At 70.4% G+C, this 16,758-nt stretch carries 10 protein-coding genes and 1 tRNA gene; 4 read left to right on the forward strand and 7 right to left on the reverse strand.

The window, feature by feature from the left end; all coding sequences use genetic code 11:
• Positions 1 to 59 precede the first annotated feature (59 nt).
• Both ACFVHV_RS01985 and ACFVHV_RS01990 read left to right on the forward strand, forming a co-directional pair.
• The gene (locus ACFVHV_RS01985) at positions 60 to 1,490 is read left to right on the forward strand and encodes an MFS transporter (protein ID WP_380348125.1); all 1,431 of its coding nucleotides are present in this window, start codon (positions 60 to 62) and stop codon (positions 1,488 to 1,490) included.
• Positions 1,491 to 1,623: 133 nt separating this feature from the next.
• Positions 1,624 to 1,697: transfer RNA gene (locus tag ACFVHV_RS01990), tRNA-Pro, on the forward strand.
• A gap of 2,364 nt (positions 1,698 to 4,061) precedes the next feature.
• On the opposite strand, the gene cas3 is transcribed toward ACFVHV_RS01990, so the two are convergent.
• The 5 genes from cas3 to casA all read right to left on the reverse strand — a co-directional run bounded on the left by cas3 (position 4,062) and on the right by casA (position 11,856).
• Positions 4,062 to 6,791: a CRISPR-associated helicase Cas3' gene (cas3, locus tag ACFVHV_RS01995; RefSeq protein ID WP_380348127.1), complete on the reverse strand. Its 2,730-nt coding sequence runs from the start codon at positions 6,789 to 6,791 to the stop codon at positions 4,062 to 4,064.
• A gap of 26 nt (positions 6,792 to 6,817) precedes the next feature.
• Positions 6,818 to 7,489: a type I-E CRISPR-associated protein Cas6/Cse3/CasE gene (gene cas6e, locus ACFVHV_RS02000; protein WP_380348129.1), complete on the reverse strand. Its 672-nt coding sequence runs from the start codon at positions 7,487 to 7,489 to the stop codon at positions 6,818 to 6,820.
• Positions 7,486 to 8,223 (reverse strand): type I-E CRISPR-associated protein Cas5/CasD, encoded by a 738-nt coding sequence (cas5e, locus tag ACFVHV_RS02005; protein WP_380348131.1) that lies wholly within the window; start codon positions 8,221 to 8,223, stop codon positions 7,486 to 7,488. Before cas5e ends, cas6e begins: the two co-directional genes overlap by 4 nt.
• 82 nt (positions 8,224 to 8,305) lie before the next feature.
• Entirely contained in the window at positions 8,306 to 9,616 is a 1,311-nt protein-coding gene (locus ACFVHV_RS02010; RefSeq protein ID WP_380348133.1) for a type I-E CRISPR-associated protein Cas7/Cse4/CasC, read from the reverse strand.
• The gene (gene casA / locus ACFVHV_RS02015; protein WP_380348135.1) at positions 9,613 to 11,856 is read right to left on the reverse strand and encodes a type I-E CRISPR-associated protein Cse1/CasA; all 2,244 of its coding nucleotides are present in this window, start codon (positions 11,854 to 11,856) and stop codon (positions 9,613 to 9,615) included. The genes ACFVHV_RS02010 and casA overlap by 4 nt, the downstream gene beginning before the upstream one ends.
• Before the next feature lie 874 nt (positions 11,857 to 12,730).
• Between casA and ACFVHV_RS02020 the strand changes: the two genes are divergently transcribed.
• On the forward strand, positions 12,731 to 13,927 hold the full coding sequence (locus ACFVHV_RS02020; protein WP_380348137.1) for a hypothetical protein: 1,197 nt from the start codon (positions 12,731 to 12,733) through the stop codon (positions 13,925 to 13,927).
• Between the two features lie 80 nt (positions 13,928 to 14,007).
• Here the strand turns inward: ACFVHV_RS02020 and xerC are convergent, their stop codons facing one another.
• Both xerC and ACFVHV_RS02030 read right to left on the reverse strand, forming a co-directional pair.
• Positions 14,008 to 15,246 (reverse strand): tyrosine recombinase XerC, encoded by a 1,239-nt coding sequence (xerC, locus tag ACFVHV_RS02025; RefSeq protein ID WP_380348139.1) that lies wholly within the window; start codon positions 15,244 to 15,246, stop codon positions 14,008 to 14,010.
• 409 nt (positions 15,247 to 15,655) lie between these two features.
• Positions 15,656 to 16,309, reverse strand: a complete 654-nt coding sequence (locus ACFVHV_RS02030; RefSeq protein WP_380348140.1) for a helix-turn-helix domain-containing protein — start codon at positions 16,307 to 16,309, stop codon at positions 15,656 to 15,658.
• A 172-nt stretch (positions 16,310 to 16,481) separates the two neighbouring features.
• On the opposite strand from ACFVHV_RS02030, the gene ACFVHV_RS02035 reads away from it, so the two are divergent.
• Positions 16,482 to 16,643, forward strand: a complete 162-nt coding sequence (locus ACFVHV_RS02035; RefSeq protein ID WP_256176758.1) for a hypothetical protein — start codon at positions 16,482 to 16,484, stop codon at positions 16,641 to 16,643.
• Positions 16,644 to 16,758: the final 115 nt, after the last annotated feature.

Below are 16,758 nucleotides of genomic sequence, written 5' to 3' on the forward strand. Positions count from 1 at the left end.
GGCCCTGGCACGGGCCCCGGTGGGAGACCGTCCGGGGGCGGAGCGGAGCATGGGGGACTATGTCGAACAATCAACATTCCACGTCGTCCCCGTCGTCGTCGCGGTCCTCGTCGCCCGCCCCGCCCACCTCGCACGGCTCGGCCCCCTCGGCGTCCACGCCCTCCCCGGCCCCCTCCACCTCCTCGCACTCCGCCGCCGAGTCAGAACCCGATCCCGGGCCGGGAGGCGGACCCGGGCCGGGACCGGCGGCCGGCTCACCCTGGTACCGGCGGGCGTTCGCCGACCTCAGCCCGCTGCGCGACCACCCCGACTACCGCCGGGTCTGGGCCGGGCAGGCCATCTCCTCCATAGGCCAGCAGATGACGGCCGTCGCCGTCTCCGTCCAGGTCTACGAACTGACCGGCTCCGCCTTCGCGACCGGCCTGGTCGGCATCTTCTCCCTCGTCCCGCTGGTCGCCTTCGGCCTCTACGGCGGCGCGATCGCCGACACCGTCGACCGGCGCAGGCTGGGCCTGATCGGCTCGGCCGGTCTGGCCGTCGTCTCCGCCGCCCTGGCCGCGCAGGCACTGGCCGGCCTCGGGCTGGTCGCCGTCCTGTACGCCGCCGTCGCCGCCCAGGCCGGGTTCTTCGCGATCAGCTCGCCCGCCCGGTCCGCGATGATCCCCCGCCTGGTGCCCAGCCACCAACTCCCGGCGGCGAACGCCCTGAACACCGTCAGCATGAACCTCGGCCTCACCGTCGGCCCGATGCTCGGCGGCGTCCTCATCGGCACCTACGGCGCCCAGGCCGCCTACCTGATCGACACCGTCGCCTTCACCGGCACCCTCTACGCGATGTGGCGCCTGCCCGCCATGCGGCCGCTCGGCGAACGCAAGGGCCGCGCCTCCGTCCTCGACGGCCTCCGCTTCCTGCGCGACCAGCCCAACCTGCGAACCAGCTTCCTCGCCGACCTGGCCGCCATGGTCTTCGGCATGCCGCGCGCCCTCTTCCCGGCCATCGCGGTCACCTTCTACGGCGGCGACGCCGGCACCGTCGGCCTGCTGGTCTCCGCCCCGGCCGTCGGCGCCCTGATCGGCGCGCTCTTCTCCGGCTGGGTCGGCCGCGTGCACCGCCAGGGCGCCGCCATCCTCGCCGCCGTCGCCGCCTGGGGCCTGGCCATCGCGGCCTTCGGCGCCCTCCACAACCTCTGGCTCGGGCTCCTGCTGCTCGCGGTCGCCGGCTGCGCCGACACTGTCAGCATGATCTTCCGCAACACGATGATGCAGGTCGCGGCCCCGGACGAGATGCGCGGCCGCCTCCAGGGCATCTTCATCGTGGTCGTGGCCGGCGGCCCCCGCCTCGGCGACTTCGAGTCCGGCACCGTCGCCGCCCTCACCAACCCCGCCACCTCCGTGATCACCGGTGGCCTCGCCTGCGTCGCCGCCGTCCTCCTCCTCGCCGCCCGCCGCCCCGCCTTCCTCACCTACGACGCCCGCCACCCCACCCCCTGACCCACCCACCCAAACCTGGCAGCGAGCACCCCCCGACGTGCTGTATTGTTTTCCACGTCGCCGGGACAACCGGAGACAAGGTCGAGAAGCCCACAGCAGAGCCCCCCAGGCCCCGCTGCAGGCGCCGAGACCACGGGACGTGGCGCAGCTTGGTAGCGCACTTGACTGGGGGTCAAGGGGTCGCAGGTTCAAATCCTGTCGTCCCGACGCGAGTCGGAAAGGCCGTTGGCCGGGAGAAATCCCAGGTCAGCGGCCTTTCGCATGACGCCCCGTCAGGGAAACGAGCCACCTGCGAACACCCCTAAACGATCTTGCTGGGGACCAGCTGGGGACCAGGACCCTCCGGGCGGGCCGTGAGGAGCTGCCCCCGGGGACCAGCCAGCCGAAGGCCCACGTGTCCCCTTTCGGCCAGGGTACCGGCGGCGCAGGCCGCGTGAAAACCCTGCTCGGCGAATTCCACTGGGCTTCAGGACGTCTCCACGGTGCAACACCGGGTGGCGGCGGGAAACGGATTCCGGCTCGGGTAGTGGATGCGTTCCGACCCTGGAGCCAGGAATCGGAAGTTCGCCCGGTCCACAGCCCAAATGCGGGCCGATCTGCCGAATTCGACACCGTCCGCATGGCTCCGCCCCGTTGTTGACACTGCACAAGAGCGGGGTGTGGCGCCGGCCCTCCGCAGCGGCCGGGCGGGGCGGCAGCGCCGTCATAGGGCGACCGTAGGTAGCTCCCACGCAGCTGCCGCCCGCGATCACGGCGCTGGCCGTCGCAGTCACCGAATTCCCGCTCGATGTCGCGATCCTCGTCGCGGCCAACCACCGCCGCCCGCCGACCAAGCTGCCCCTCTCCGCCCGCGGCGGTCGGCTTGCCGCGGTCGGCACGGGGGCGAGGGCAGCATCGACCAGGTGCCCCGGACCGCCGACCTCGCCAAGCAGTGCGGCTTCCGAGTCGTCGGGGTGATCGACCATCGCCGCTCAGGGGTCAGTTTCACCCTTGCCGAGACACCCTCCGCGAGGGCGGAGAGACACCAGGGCTCGAACTGTCTGTTCTATGACGGACGGCCAACCTTCGCGCGGGCGGAGGGCACGCAGTGTCAGTGGTAAAACCCTGGGCGCGGTCCGGCCAACTTCCGCGCGGGCGGAGCGGGCTCGATGATCCCGTTCATGCCCCCGAACCGGCCCGGCCAACCTCCGCGTGGGCGGAGTGCACGTCGTCGGGACGCATTAGTTCGCGAACGCCTACGGCCAACCTCCGCGCAGGCGGAGAGCACTGTGAAGCAGGCCGCCGTCTGGAACTACGACGGTGAACCTCCGCGTAGGTGGAGACATCATTCTGACACGGACTCTGGTTGTGCAGCATGGTCAACCTCCGTGCGGGCGGAGAGAACTGTGCGGCAATCTGCGCTTGCAGGGCGGGGTTCGGCCAACCTCCGCGCGAACGGAGAGCACCGCAGCACGGCCGGCACCGCGAGCGCCGTCGACGGCCGACCTCCGCGCGGGCGGAGAGGACTGGCGCACGACGTTGTCCATCATCCACGGGTGCGGCCAACCTCTGAGCGGGCGGAGAGAGCCGGGCATTCAGGCCGCGGACGTGCCCGAACAGCGGCCAACCTCTGTGCGGCAGAGAGTGAGTCGATCTCAATATCCGAACCTTTGACGGCTGCGGCCGACCTCCGCGCGGGCGGATAGCGCGGCCAAGGCGTCTGGGCGAGCATCAGGTGCGGCGACCAACCTCCGCGTCGGCGGAGAGCACAGCATTGGCGGCCTGCTCAAGGGCGGCGTCGGCGGCCAACCTCCGCGCGAGCGGAGGGCACATGTACGCTCCGAAGGACGAGGCCGCGAAGATCGGCAAACCTCCGCGTGGGCGGAGAGCACGAGGCTAGGAACGCCCAGGAGAAGGAGGACCTCGCCGAACCTCCGCGTGGGCGGAGAAAACATTTTTGGTCGCCAGGGTCTCCACGGCGTCCGGCTAACCTCCGCGCGGGCGGAGGTACCTGCTGATCGGCGTCATCAAGATGGTGATGATCGGCCCACCTCCGCGCAGGCGGAGAGCACCCGCGCTTGGTGAACGCGACTGGGATGCCGTCCGGCCAACCCCCGCACGGGCGGAGGGTGCGCCAGTGCTCACTTGAGCCGGTGGTGCAGGGCCGGCCAACCTCCGCCGCGAAGGCGGAGAGCACAGCTTGAGCGCCGTCATTAACATTGTGGCAGTCGGCTGACCTCCGCGAGGGCGGAGAGCACGTGACGCCGATCCGCGCCGCCGAGCAGGTCGACGGCCAACCTCCGCGCAGGCGGACAGGAGACGGCGTCGGCGGCCACCTGTATCGCGGTGGTCGGCCAACCTCCGCGCGGCGGAGAGGACTACGTCGGGGCGCTGTCCCGGTACATCACCAACGGCCAACCTCCGCGTGGGCGGAGAGGACCGCACCTCCGAAAGGGCGTCGCCGTAACCGCCCGGCCAACCTCCGCGCGGGCGGAGAGGGCCCTTCGCGACCTGCGGTGTTAGGAGGGTTTTGCTGTTTTTTATCAAGGAACGTGGGCTGTTTGGACCTGGTCTGACTTTACGTGGTCGTCATCATCGGGTGGTGGTGAGTCCGAGGGTGGGGTGGAGGTGGAGGGTGGTGGTGGGGGTTCGGTAGGGGCGGGTTCCTGTTGGGGTGGTGGGTTGGGGGAGGAGGGTGAGGTGGCGTAGGCCGCCGATGGTTCGCCATGTGGGGGGTGGGTTGGTGTCGGGGGCGTGGTGTTGGAGGAGGTTGGCGCGGATGGGGAGGGTGAGGTTCATGAGGTGGCGGATGGTGTGGAGGTCGTCGGGGTTGATGGTTTCGGGGAGTGGGGTGGTGCAGCGGCGGTTGAGCCAGCGGGTGCCGTCGGGCTGGGTGTAGACGGGCAGGATGCGCAGGCTGTCGGCGCCGAGGCGGGTGGCGGGGTCGTCGACGAGGCCTTCGGAGAGGAGGTGGAGGTCGTGGACCTTATTGGGTGGGTTGATGGCGGTGATGGCGGCTTGGGCGGTGCGCTGGTGGTCCTGGACTTCGCGGGCGCGGCCGTCGGGGGTGGTGAAGTCGTCCGCGTACACGGCGTCGATGAGCTCCTGGACCTTCTGGGGCACGGCGAGGGAGGCGGTCCCGGTCTTCGTGGGGTCGAGATCGCGTAGCTGCTGGCGGGTGTTGAGGAGCAGGCTCTTGTCGTAGATGTGGAGCCAGGCGGGCGGCATGGCGCCGGGTGGGGTGAGGACGACGAGGGTGGGGAGCTGGGCCCAGGTGGGTCGGTCGGTGCGGTGGTGTCGGTGGCCGCGGCCGGCGCGCTGGAGGAGCTGGGCTGCGGGGGCGAGGTCGGAGATGACGAGGTCGAAGTCGACGTCGAGGCTCTGTTCGCAGACGGGGCTGCTCACCACAATGAAGGGGCGGTTGGGGCGGGTACGGCCTCGTCCGGTCCAGCGTTCGATGCGTCGGGTGATGGCGGTGCGTCGGTGGGCGGGCAGTTGGGAGTGGAGCAGGAGCAGGCGGGGGGTGTCGGGGCCGGTTCCCCAGGTGGCGCGCAGGAGTTGGTGGGTGTCCTGGGCGGCGGCGACGGTGTTGCAGACGACGAGGGCGCTGCCGGTGTGGGTGTCGCGCAGTGGTGCGAGGGCGTTGAGGAGGGCGTGGGTGCGGCTGCCGGTGGTGGTGGGGTCGTCGTCGGGGGTGGCGTCGGGCATGGTGATGGTGAGCTGGTGGGCGCGGCTGGAGGGGATGTCGTCGCGGGAGACGGTGGTGGTGCCGTTGCTGTCGGTGTAGGACCAGCCGGGGTAGGTGGGCTGGATCTTCTCGGGCATCGCCTTGGGGTTCTGGCCGGTGCGGTAGGCGTTGATGAGGCTGGCGGCGGTGCGGCCGGTGAGGGTGGCGGACAGCAGGACGACGGGGGTGCCGAGGGCGCCGAGCCATTCGAGGAGGCGGGCGGTGAGGTAGTGCTCGTAGGCGCCGTAGGCGTGGGCTTCGTCGATGACGACGACGTGGCGGGACAGGCCGAGCCAGCGCATGGCGTTGTACTTCACCGGGAGGACGGCGGTTGCGGCCTGGTCCCAGGTGCCGGCGCAGGCGTGGGTGAGCAGGCCGCGGTATCGGCCGCGCAGCCATTCGTCGACGGTGGCGTGGTCGCAGTGCGCGGTGTCGCCGGCGGGGTTGTAATCGGCGTGGTACCAGGCCGCGGAGTGCAGGAGGGCGGTGGGGTGGCGGCGGCCGGTGAGGGCGGCGAGGTGGCGGCAGTGGTCGCGCAGGCGTTTCCACATGGCGTCGGTGGTGGCCATGGTGGGCAGCAGGATGCACGGGCCGGCGGCGCCGCTGGCGGCGGCCAGGATCGCGCTGGCGAGGAGGGCTGATTCGGTCTTGCCGTCGCCGGTGGGGGCGGTGACGAGCAGCAGGCCGGCGCCGCCGTCCTGGATGAGGGCGGGAAGGTGCTGTTCGAGGTCTTCCTGGAGCGGGTGGAGCGGGTGGCCGGCGAGGTGGGGGAAGAGGCCGGTGAAGGCGGTGGTCTTGGGCCGGGGTGCGGTGGTGAGCTGGGCGCGGCGCAGGGCGCGGGGTGCGGCGCGGCGGGCGGCGGCGAGGTGGGCCGTCCAGTTGCCGGGGTTCTTCTTCCACTGGCGCTGGCGGGCGCGGATCCAGCCGATCTGGGAGACCAGCCAGTCGGCGAGCATGACGGTGCCGGTGACGAGGACGGCGGCCGGTGCGGGGGCGACCCGATTGGGCATGACCGGGTCGCCGAGGTGGTCGGCGGTCAGCCGGAGGAGGGCTGCGCGCTGGTTGTCCCACTGTTCGCGGCCGAGCCCGGGGGCGGCGTCGAGGGGGCAGGTGAGCTGGTTGCCCTGGTGGGACAGGGCGGGATGCCACAGGCCGTGGTGGCCACCGAGTATCTGGGCGAGCTGGTGGGCGACCAGGCGCAGGGGGCGGTCGTCGAGGGGGAGTTGGTGGGTGCGGTGGAGGAGGTCGGGCAGGGCGAGGTGGACGCCGCGGTCGTGGCGCAGGCGCTCGCCGGGCGGGGCGGCGGGGTAGCCGGGGGTGCCGGTGAGCTGGTCGGCGTCGCCCAGGCCGCGGAGGAAGGTGGGGCTGATCTTGGCGAGGTCGTGGAGGGCGGCGAGGAAGACGACCAGGGTGCGGGCCTGGTCTTCGGTCAGTCCCCAGCCGGTGGCGATGACGCGGCGCTGGGCGGGGGTGAGGTAGGTGTTCCACAGGCGTTCGGCCATGGCGCCGGCGTCCAGGGCGTGGCAGCCGGTGGGGTAGGGCTCCTTGAGGCCGTGTTCCTTGGCGGGCAGGCGAGGGTCGAGCGGTGCGGGCACGTCGGTCGTTCTCCGGTGCGGGGTGATCAGGCGCGGGTGGGGGCGATGGAGAGCAGGCCCAGGCCGAAGGCGCGGCCCTGGCCGATGCCCTGGCGCAGCGCTTCCTGCAGGGAGTCGGGGTCGGTGATGGTGGCGGTGCCTTCGAAGCGGGTGACGCGATAGGAGATCCGCTTGCCGCTGTCACGGTTGGCGGTGACAGCAGGCTGTTCGAGGTCGAGGACGACGTGGGGCTGGAGGCCGGCGAGGGTGGCCTGGCGGTGCCACCAGTCGATCGCGTCCTGCCCCTGCAGGGGTACGCGCTTGCCGCGGGGGCGCGCGATGCCCGGTTCGTGCGGGGCCCGCACGGCGCGGGCGGGGTAGGCGTCGATGCGGTACTGGACGATGCGGCCGGTGCCGGCCCAGTCCAGCAGCGGGGTCAGGTCGCGGTACTCGACGTCGGCGTTGGTGTAGCCGGTGGGGAGGGCGTTGCGGTTGATGGGGATGGCGGACTGGATGAGGACGGTGGCGGACTGGATGGTGCGTTCCAGGCGGAACAGGATGCGGGCGGCGGCGCGGGGCTCGGCGCCGAGCTGGTCGGGGAAGAGGGCCTGGATGCGGCGGTGGAGCGAGCCGCGTTCCTTCAGGTCGTCACGGGCCTCCTGTGAGTAGGGGTTGAGGGAGAGCCGCGCGAGGTGGAGGCCTTCGGTGAGGGCGGTCATCGGGCGTTCTCCAGGTAGTCGGTGAGAGCGGTGAGGTAGGTGGTGCCGAGGCCGGCGTCCGGGGCGGGGATGTGGCGCGTGCGGTACCAAACGTCGCGGTCGGTGAAGTGCCGTCCGGGCATGGGCTGGTCGCGCAGCTGGCGGTCGGGCCGGGCGCCGGGCTCGGGGGCGCTGTCGTAGACGAACCCGACGCCCTGGCGCTCGTCCCAGGGCGCGGGGGCGGGGCGGTGCAGCGGGATGTGGTCGAGGGCGGCCACGGGGTCGGGGTTGGTGGTGAGGAAGATCGGCACGTCGGGCGGGCAGGAGCGGCGTCCCAGATAGGGCCCGTACACGGGGTTGGCCAGGGCGTGGGCGGCATGGGCGATGGTGTCGGCGGGGCCGGTGATGGCCAGAGTGAACGCGGCGCTGGCGCGGTAAGCGCGTTCGGTGACCATGGTGCTGGTGCCCTCGTCGCGGGGGCCGCCCTCGGCCTTGGGCACGGCCAGGTGCGCGGGCAGGCCGCCGCCGATGGTGTGGAAATCGACCTCCCGCTCGCCGGCGCGGTCGATGCGGATGGTGAAGCCCAGGTGCTGCAGGTCGGAGTTGGGGTGGTGGCTGGAGCGGCCCATCGCGGAGGCGATCAGGCCGATCAGGGCGCCGCGGGTGGGGTGCTTCTCGGTGGGATGGATGTTGTGCTCGGCCTGCAGGCCGAAGGACTGCCAAGGCGCGGACAGGTGGGCGAGGATGCCGGTCAACGGGGCCTCCAGGGACGACGGGGCGGGGTGCCCGGGCCGCCGGTGGGCGGCGGGCACCCCGTGAACAGAGCTACAGGGAGGGTTACTTGGCGGGCTTGCCGAGGTCGGCGATGGCACCGGTGATGCCGTCGATGAGGTCGTCGAGGCCGTCCAGGCGCTTGCCGAGGGACGGGATGTCGTCGTCGACGAGGCCGGTGTGGGCGTGGAAGGCGCGCCCCTTGGTGCCGAGGAAGCGGTCGGTGGCCGCGGCGTGCTTGCCGAACGCGGTGAGGGAACCGGGCAGGAACCCGCCCTCCTCGGCGGCCCGAACCGGGGTCTCGAACGCCCCGACGAGGTTGATCGGACGGTCGGTGCGTACCGCGGTGTAGACGAGGTGCGGCAGGGTGAATGCGGCGGTGTTGTTGCCCTTGGCTGGCAGCACCGTGGTGATGAACGAGCGGGTGAACGCCTCCAGGACCTCCCGGGCGGTGGCCTCGTCGCCGTCGAGGTTGCGGACCAGCTCGTGCCAGTTGAGCGAGGCGTAGCGGTAGTACACGCCGGTGGTGTACCGCTGGTCACCGATGTGTCCGGCGCCGGTCTCGGTGCCGCCGGTGAGGACGTCGTCGACCGCGGAGAAGAAGTCGACCTGGACCGACAGCCGGTGGGTGGTCAGGCCGTGGGCGACCTGGACGGCGCCGTTGACGCTGGACTCCGCCTCGTTGGCGAGCATGCGTCCGTAGGCGGCGACGGCGGCGTTGCGCGAGCGCAGGATCGCCAGCACCGGGGTCTTCAGCTCCTTCGGGGCGTGCTTGGCCATCACCGTGCCGGCGGCGGACTCCGCCTCCTCGTCCTCGTCGTCCGCCTCGCCCTGGTCGTCGGCGTCGGCCGTGTCGCTGCTCTTGGCGGGCCGCTTCTTCTTGGCCTTGGCGAGTTCGGCCTCGGCCTTGCCGAGGGCCCCGGCCAGCTGCTCGCGCTCGGCCTCCGCGAGGTCGGCGAAGTCGGTGAGGGCCGCTTCGGGCAGGAACAGCAGGGCGTTGGTGCCGCCGTTGTCCGCCACACCCAGGCCCTTGACGTGGGCGCAGTAGATGAGCATCTGGGTGGTGGCCAGGGCCTCCTGCGCGTCCCAGCCGCGTTCGGCGAGGATCGCCGCGACCTCCTTGGGCACCTGCCGGGTGCGCAGCGCCCGGACACCGAGGGTCTTCTCCAGATCGGTGCGGGTGTGGCGGCGGGTGTTCTGCGCGGACAGCCGTCCGCGTACCGTTGCGCCGTAGTTGGCGGTCTTCGGCGCGCCCTGGCGGTCGCGGTTCAGGTTGGAGTACGGGAACGACTGGATGAGGTGGACGTCGACGTGCACCTTCTGCTCCGGGTCGAAGACCGTGCCCGTGGTGGCCTTGGCGTCCATGATGGTGGTCATGCGGCGTTCTCCTTCGAAGCGGTGGCGGGGTGGAAGGCGTGGATCCAGTCCAGGCGGATCGCATCGGCGTGGCGGGGCCAGCGGGTCAGATCGCGCAGGAGCACGGACCAGGTGACGGGAACCTTCTGCGAGCGCAGCTGACTGATCGCGCCGGGAAGGGTGAGGACGAGGTCGTCGAGTTCGAGGCCGGCCAGGGAGAGCAGCGCGTCGCGGGCGTTGCCCGCGCGCATGCCGCGGTTCGCCGCCTCGCGGTAGGTCCAGCCGAGGTTGTGCCGCAGAACGCCCGGCCGCGGCGGCCGGGGCCTGCGCTCTCCGGACGTCTTGGGGTTCGGGGCGTCATGGAATGCGTAGAGGCAGGCGATCAGGATGAACAACCGGGCCTGCCGCTGATCGACGATGGACCTGCGGACACGGTCAGTGGGCTCGGCGTCCAGCAGCACCTCGACGAGGTGGAACGGGGCGCCCTCGGTCAGATCGCAGGCCAGGCCGTCGGCGAGCCGGGCCCGGCCGCCGGACGTCGAGCAGACCTTGGCGACCAGGCGCAGAAAATCGTCGAACACCTCCAGCGGACTGGGCCGGCTGGAAGCGGCCGTCGCCGTGGGCGGCTCGGCGGGCGCGGTGTCGACGGTCACGGGCTTGGCCTTTCCACGGCGGGAAGCGGGAGGGGAGACGATGGAGCGGCGGTGGGAGGCGATCGGATCCATGCCGTCGACCGTGGCGGCCTGCGGCGCGGTCACGGCGTCGTAGACCTGCAGCGCGATCCGCCGAAAGCCCAGACCGGACGGCCGCGGCCCGTCCTCGACAGCGTCCTCGGGGGCACCCTCGACCGCGGGCTCGGCCGTGATCGCAGCCCAGAACGGCGCCTCGGCCCGGTCCCAGAACGCGGCGTCCGCCGCCTCCGTCCAGGCGTTCTGCTTCGGGTTGCTGCCCATGTCCCGCCACGCGGCCCGCAAAGCGGCGCCGAGCGACTTGGCTGCGTCCTCGGCGGCCTTGCGGGTCCGGCAGACCAGCGCGGACCGCTGCGGATCACGTGACGGCAGGTACGGGGCGATTGCCACGGGGGTAGTCTCGGCCCACCAGTGCTCCATGCCGCCGGCCTGTGCAGCCTGCTGGCACCCCAGCACCCGCACCCGGACGTCCGAGAGGACGTTCAAGACCTTCGGCGGCAGGTCCGCGAACGTGCTCAGCCAGACCGGCGGCACGCTCGACACCTTGGCGCTCGCCGACGCGTCCTGCGCGTGCGCGAGCGCGTCGAAGTCCCGCAGCAGCGACCGGCCGGCGTTCGCCAGCCGGGCCTTGCCCGCCGACGTCGTCATGGTGAACGGATCGACGGCCGCCGGCAGATCGGTGCGCGTACCCCAGGCGATCCAGCACGAAGTCGTCTCCGCACCGTCTACCCCGGGCGCCAGCTGCACGGAGTGAGCCGCCCGGTCCGTCAGCAACGACACCGGCCCGCACGCCGCGACGGGAGCCAGCGGATCCGGCAGTTCCTCGCGCTCCCACGGCGCCAGGTCCTCACCCGGCAGCTGCGGCCACCGCGACGGCGGCGGACACCCCAGCACCAGCGACGTGAACAGGCTCTCGCCCATCGGGAAGTACGAGACCGTCCGCCGGTTGGGCCCCGCCTTCGACGACTTCGTGCTCTGCCCACCGTGACTGCGCAAGGCGGCCATCCCGCACGGCCCGTAATCCCGCCACGCGAGCAGCCACCCGAAGGCGTCCGCCGACGCCACCGGAACCTCCTGTGGCACCCGGCTGCGCCATGGCTGCGTGTTGCCCGACGGGCGGGTCATCGCCAACCGTCCCGGCGCCGCGGCCTTCGTGCACTCGGCAGCCAGGCGCGGGTCCTGGAGGAACGGCCTTGCCGGGGCGTAGAGGTCGAACCGGCCCGGGAACTGATCCAGGTAGCCGTCCACTGCTGCAGCGTCGAAGCGGCCGGCCAGCAGCAGGGCTTGCTGCACGTCCTGCCACTCGTATTCGTCCGGCACGTCCAGCCCCGTCACGCGCACGGCCAGAGCGGTCAGGAACCGCCGCAGCGCTGCTTCGACGGCGACATGCGGCACCTGCAGGTCAGCAATCAGGTGCGCGGCCACCAGCACCTGGCGCACGCTCACCTGGACGGCCTCACCCGGGAGGGCGCCCGGCACTAGCCCGGCCACCTCTCCGTCGTCGGCGTCGGCGCGAATCCGTACCAGGACGCACGGCGAAGCCACCACACTGAAACCGGGCAGCGAAGGCAAGGCGCCACTCCTCCTCGACAACTAAGTGACGGCAACCGGGAGCTGGCGGCGCAGGCTCTTCGCCGCCGAGATCAGGCGAGCCGTCGGATGGGCGATGGAGGGACCATAGGCACCTTGGGAAATTTCTGACAAATGATCAAGTGCCTTCAGTCATAGGGATCTTGGACCAGATGTCAGACGGCCCGTGTACGGTGAGCGAGGGCGCAAGCCGCACTGTCAGGGAGGCGAAGCACGGTGGCAGGGCTGGGACTTGCGACCGATTGCTGTGGGCATTGGCTGGCCAGTGGGCGCGTCCGAGGCGAGTGGTCGACCCTGGGTCGCGAGGCGGGCGCGCAAGCCCTTGAAGGTTCCTGTGCGCACCGATGGATCGCGACTGCTGGCGGCGGGAAATGTCCGAGGCTGGTGATAGTGGGGCGGTCAACCCAGCCTGCCGTTGATCCGGCGAGCCCCTACCGGCGACTCGGATATTCCCCGAAAGGGTACTGTTGGCGATGTTCCCCTGTGATGTGAATCACAAGTCCTGAAGCGCAAATCCTGCTGCCCGGCGCGAGGCGCACGGCGCAGTGGCGTGGGCCGGGCGCGCCGGCTCTGCCCGGTTGCCCCGTCTCGCTGCCTGCGGAGGAGTCACCGAAAGCCGGGCCTGTGATCGTTGGGGCCGATGGCGCTGGCGCGGCACGGCCCTAGCGTTCAGCAAGGGAAACTCCGTCAGGATGTGGGCAGGGCGGTCGATCGGGGCGATTGGGATCCCAGGTCGTCGCCCCCGGTCGGGGTAGTCACGTTGGGTGAACAGTGCCCCATCGCGAGACCGTGGGCCATGCGGGGGCCGTATCCTCCGACGCAGGCGGTGGCAAAGGATGTTGAGGGAGCTGATGCAATGGCCGAGCAGCGTGGCGGGGCGTCAAGGCAGGCGGATCCGTCTGGCCTCGTGCTGGAGTTCCAGCACGCCCACCGTTTGCTGGATCCCGCCGCAGGTGACGTTCACCATTGGCGCGTGACTGTAACCGATGCTGGTCGTGGGCAGGTCGGACTACTGGGCGTCAGTCGTTGCCGACCATGGGGGGTCGGCAACTTCCGTGACCGCCTCAATGACGAGAGTCCGCTGCTCGCCGTAATCGCCTCCGAGCTGCTCACCCGGGACGGCGACCCGAACCAGAGGTTCGACGCCGCCGTCGAGATGGCGGTGGGGGACTTCCTCGTGATCGAGCATCTCGATCTGGCCGCGCCATACGACAACCCACTGGTCGCGGCTGCCGTGGTGGCGAGTGCCGCCGACCGGCTCGCCGGTGACTGCGGAACGATCGTGATCCCCCGATCGAGCTTCGTCCTCGAAGGTGGAGAGCTTCTCGAGGGAGCGGGTGCGCTGCTGCAGGGACGCGAGTTCAGCGACCGATTGCGACTGATCGACACTGCGCTCGCCGCCACCGAGGAGGCCAGCCGACAGGTCAGAGAGCGGCTGGGGAGAGGGCGTGCCGAGCGCAGGGAGGAAGAGCCGAACGAGGAGGCTGGCGAGGACAGCTGGCAGCTGAGCGCGCGCACCGCCGCCGTACTGCGGGCAGCTCTGGAAGACCTGTCGCGGCAGGCTTGGGAGGAGGTCGTGGCACTGGGCGACGAGCCCCTGGCCCCTGGGGCTGCTGGCCTGTTCGCGAAGCTGCCGCCGCTGACGTTCCACCGCCACCGTTCCTGGCGCAAGCACATGGCTCGCGCGTTCGATGATCTCCGTGCTGATCTCGATGCAGGGAAGACGCCTTACCCGGGGTGCACTGGCGAGGAGATGGCCCTGCACTTGGCCATTCGGCAGGCCAAGACGCTGCTGCGTGACCGCCCCAACCAGATCACGGATCTTGTGCATGAGCTGCCGGTCAGCGAGGACGACTTCGACTGGGAGGTATGCCTGGACCTCCTGTTCGAGGACCACGATGTCCTCTTGCTGTTCGACCGCGGTCTTGACGGAGTCGAGGACGCCGATAGCGAGATCAGTCAGAAGCTGGGAACCGTGAACCTCAATCCGGATGACTGGTTCGAGCCGTTCGGCGAAGAACGTGATCCACAGCGGGGGTTCCGGCGCGAGTGACCTCGCCCACCCGGGTTAGCACGCCGGGTCCTCCGTCTTGGCGCCGCGGTGAGCACGGATGGAGGACCCAGCGGACCGGGTCAGCGGACGATGTAGAGACGGCGGACAGGGGCCTCGGGCTTGGGATCCGGAACCGCGGAGGCTGTGTCCCGGCCACCGCTGAGGTGGGTGCTCAGCTTGTTGCCGGCCTCGATGTAGTCAGCATGCGACGGGTGGAGATAGCGCTGGGTCGTGGTGATTTGCCCGTGACCAGCGATTTTCTGCAGGACGTGCAGGCGTACGCCGGCGTCGGCGAGCCAGGTGAGACCGGTGTGCCGCAGGCCGTGGCGGCGAAGCCAGGGGTATCCGAGCGCAGTGACGACCTCGTCCCAGTGGGTGGCGTCACGGAGTACGGCGGTGCTGATGCGGCCACCGCGAGGGCCGGTGAACAGCCGTGCCATCGGGTCGTGTCCGACGACGGTGAGGCGCCAGGTCACCATGTCGCGGATCTCTTCGATGATCGGGACGGTGCGCTTGCGCTTGCCCTTGGTGCCCTTGTCGGTCAGCCCTCCGGGGCCCGGTGTGGTCTGTCGCAGTAGTTCCCAGGTCCAGTCGAAGCGGTTGATGTCCCGGACCCGGACCCCGGAGACCTCACCGATGCGCGCACCGGTGCAGGCGGCGAAGCGGACGACGTCGCCCCAGATCCGGTAGTTGCCGTGGGAGCGGGCCACAAGCGCCTCGGCAAGGGCCTCGAGGGTATCCCAGTCGGGCAGAGCGAGGGCACGCGGGTTGTCCAGCTCGTCCTCGTACTGCTTGTACAGGGACTGCCAGCCGGTCAGCCGGCAGGGGTTGAGGTCGATGAGGCCGTCGCGGCGGGCCTGCTCCATGATCCGGACAAGGGGGGCAAGGGTGTTCTTGACGGAGGACTTGCCGACCTCGTCGGAGATCCAGGTGTTCAGGGCCCGGTCGGTGATCCCGTTGGTCATCGACACCACCGGGACGTGGCCCATGGTGGGGACGACACGCAGCTTCCAGCCGGCGCGGTAGGGGTCGAGGGTCTTCGGCTCCAGGCCGCGCATGGCCAAGTCCCAGTTCTCGTCCCCGTAGTCCGCCAACGTCACGTTCGAGAGCGACGGAACGATTCCGCGTTTGGCCGCCTTGCGCAGACGGTCGATCCAGTCCTTCGCCTCATCCTCGGAGGCAACGGAGTTGGACAACGACTTTCGCCCGCCGCCGTTGGGATCCCACCAACGAACGCGCGCGCGGTATCGGAAGTCGGGACGGCGGTCTGCTCGGAACTCGATGTCGTCGGTCAGGTCGATTGCGATCGGGACGATCACGGGGGTGTCAGCCAAGCTAGGCGGCCTCCGATTCTGAGGGGACTATTCGTTGGGACAGGAGCCATGCCTGCGTGTCGGGGATGGAGTAGACAACGGTCCGGTTGGCGAGGCGCACGAAGGGAGGCCCTTGCGGGGGCCTGGCGTTGCGCCAGCGGCGAAGGGTTGACGGATCGACCTTCAGGAGCGGCGCGAGCTCCTCCGCGGTGTACCAGCCGCTGTGGAGCAGATCGACGGCCGAAGGGCGTGTGGTGTCGTCCCCGTGGTCTGCGGCGGTTCGACCGACAGGCTGAAGGCCGCTCATGCCGCATGCCCTGTAGTGGGGATCGGGCGCGGGGCGAGAGCCGGAGGGTGTGCGGAAGATCGGGGCATGTCGGTGATCCTCGGGGCTGGCTGAAGTAGATGCGAACGGTTAGCTGTCGGCCGGTGCTGGTCTCGCCGAGTCGACGAAGTCGAGTGCGGAGGGCAGGGGCGCCGGCTGGAGTCCGTCGGCTCGCATCTGCTCTCGGACGGCCTTGAGTCGGGTGCAGTCCTCGTGGGCCATGCGCTCGAGTTCGTCCGCCTGCCGGGCCAGCTGCTCGTAGCGGGCCGATCCGAGGACCTGGCGTGCCTGGAGGCGGCGGCTGTGGGCTTCGCGGGTGGAGATCAGCGCGGTGCGGACATCGACGTCGTGTTCGCGGAAGACTGCGAGTACAGCTCGTGCCGACCCCGCCGGCGGCGCTTCGCCGAGGTAGTCCTCGCCAGTGACCCATGCCGCTGCCTCCCAGACGGACAGGGGCACCTCGGGTAGGAGATCGACGTCGGTCTGGCTCTCCAACGGGATGAGCAGCGCCACGAGTGGCAGATCGAGGGCGTGGGCGAGAACGAGGGCCTCCTCCACCTTGAGCGAGTCCCGCTGACCCTTCTCGATCTTGGTGATGGTGTTCGCGGCGATCGGTACGCCTCGTGCCGCGCACGCTGCCGAGAGGTCGCTCGTTGTCATGCCGCGCTGGACTCGGTGCGTCTTGACTGTTTGGGCGATCCGCGCCGTGAGCGCAGCCGGCCACTGCTCCTTGGATTCTGTCACAAGGGAAGAATACATGAGATATCTTCTTCGTCCAGGGCAGATGTGATAGATGTTTCTCGCACAGAGAACATCGCTTGGGAGGGAAGTTGCCGTGAACGCAGTCCGGACTGCCCGGTCGGGAAAGTACTCGCCGGAAGCTCTCGCTGCCCTCCCGCCGGCGATACCGCTCTCAATGGCCAACGAGCTCCTCTCGCTCGGCCGGACGGTCGGATACCGCATGGTCAGGGAGGGCCGCTACCCGGTCACCGTCGTGGAAGTCGGCGGCAGCTACCGCGTGATCACCGCGGACCTCCTCCACTTCCTGCGCCCGCGTACCTCGCGGAATGCGGCGTAGATTCCAGGAGAAGGGCGCTTCGGCCGTTACTTCGTTCCAAGGGCGGAGCTCGACCGATGTGGCCTGGGCGGCGGTGGCAGGATGACTGCGTGGCGGAGATGAGTAATGAAGCCTC

Origin of the sequence: Kitasatospora sp. NPDC127116, assembly GCF_042677365.1 — a bacterium.
GTDB lineage: Bacteria > Actinomycetota > Actinomycetes > Streptomycetales > Streptomycetaceae > Kitasatospora > Kitasatospora lactacystinica.

What these genes read in the sequence shown, in the direction of transcription:
- ACFVHV_RS01985 (WP_380348125.1), top strand. Translation starts at nt 60, where the DNA reads ATGTCGAACAATCAACATTCCACGTCGTCCCCGTCGTCGTCGCGGTCC.
- cas6e (WP_380348129.1), bottom strand. Translation starts at nt 7,489, where the DNA reads ATGACCGCCCTCACCGAAGGCCTCCACCTCGCGCGGCTCTCCCTCAAC.
- ACFVHV_RS02035 (WP_256176758.1), top strand. Translation starts at nt 16,482, where the DNA reads ATGGCCAACGAGCTCCTCTCGCTCGGCCGGACGGTCGGATACCGCATG.
- ACFVHV_RS02010 (WP_380348133.1), bottom strand. Translation starts at nt 9,616, where the DNA reads ATGACCACCATCATGGACGCCAAGGCCACCACGGGCACGGTCTTCGAC.
- ACFVHV_RS02020 (WP_380348137.1), top strand. Translation starts at nt 12,731, where the DNA reads ATGGCCGAGCAGCGTGGCGGGGCGTCAAGGCAGGCGGATCCGTCTGGC.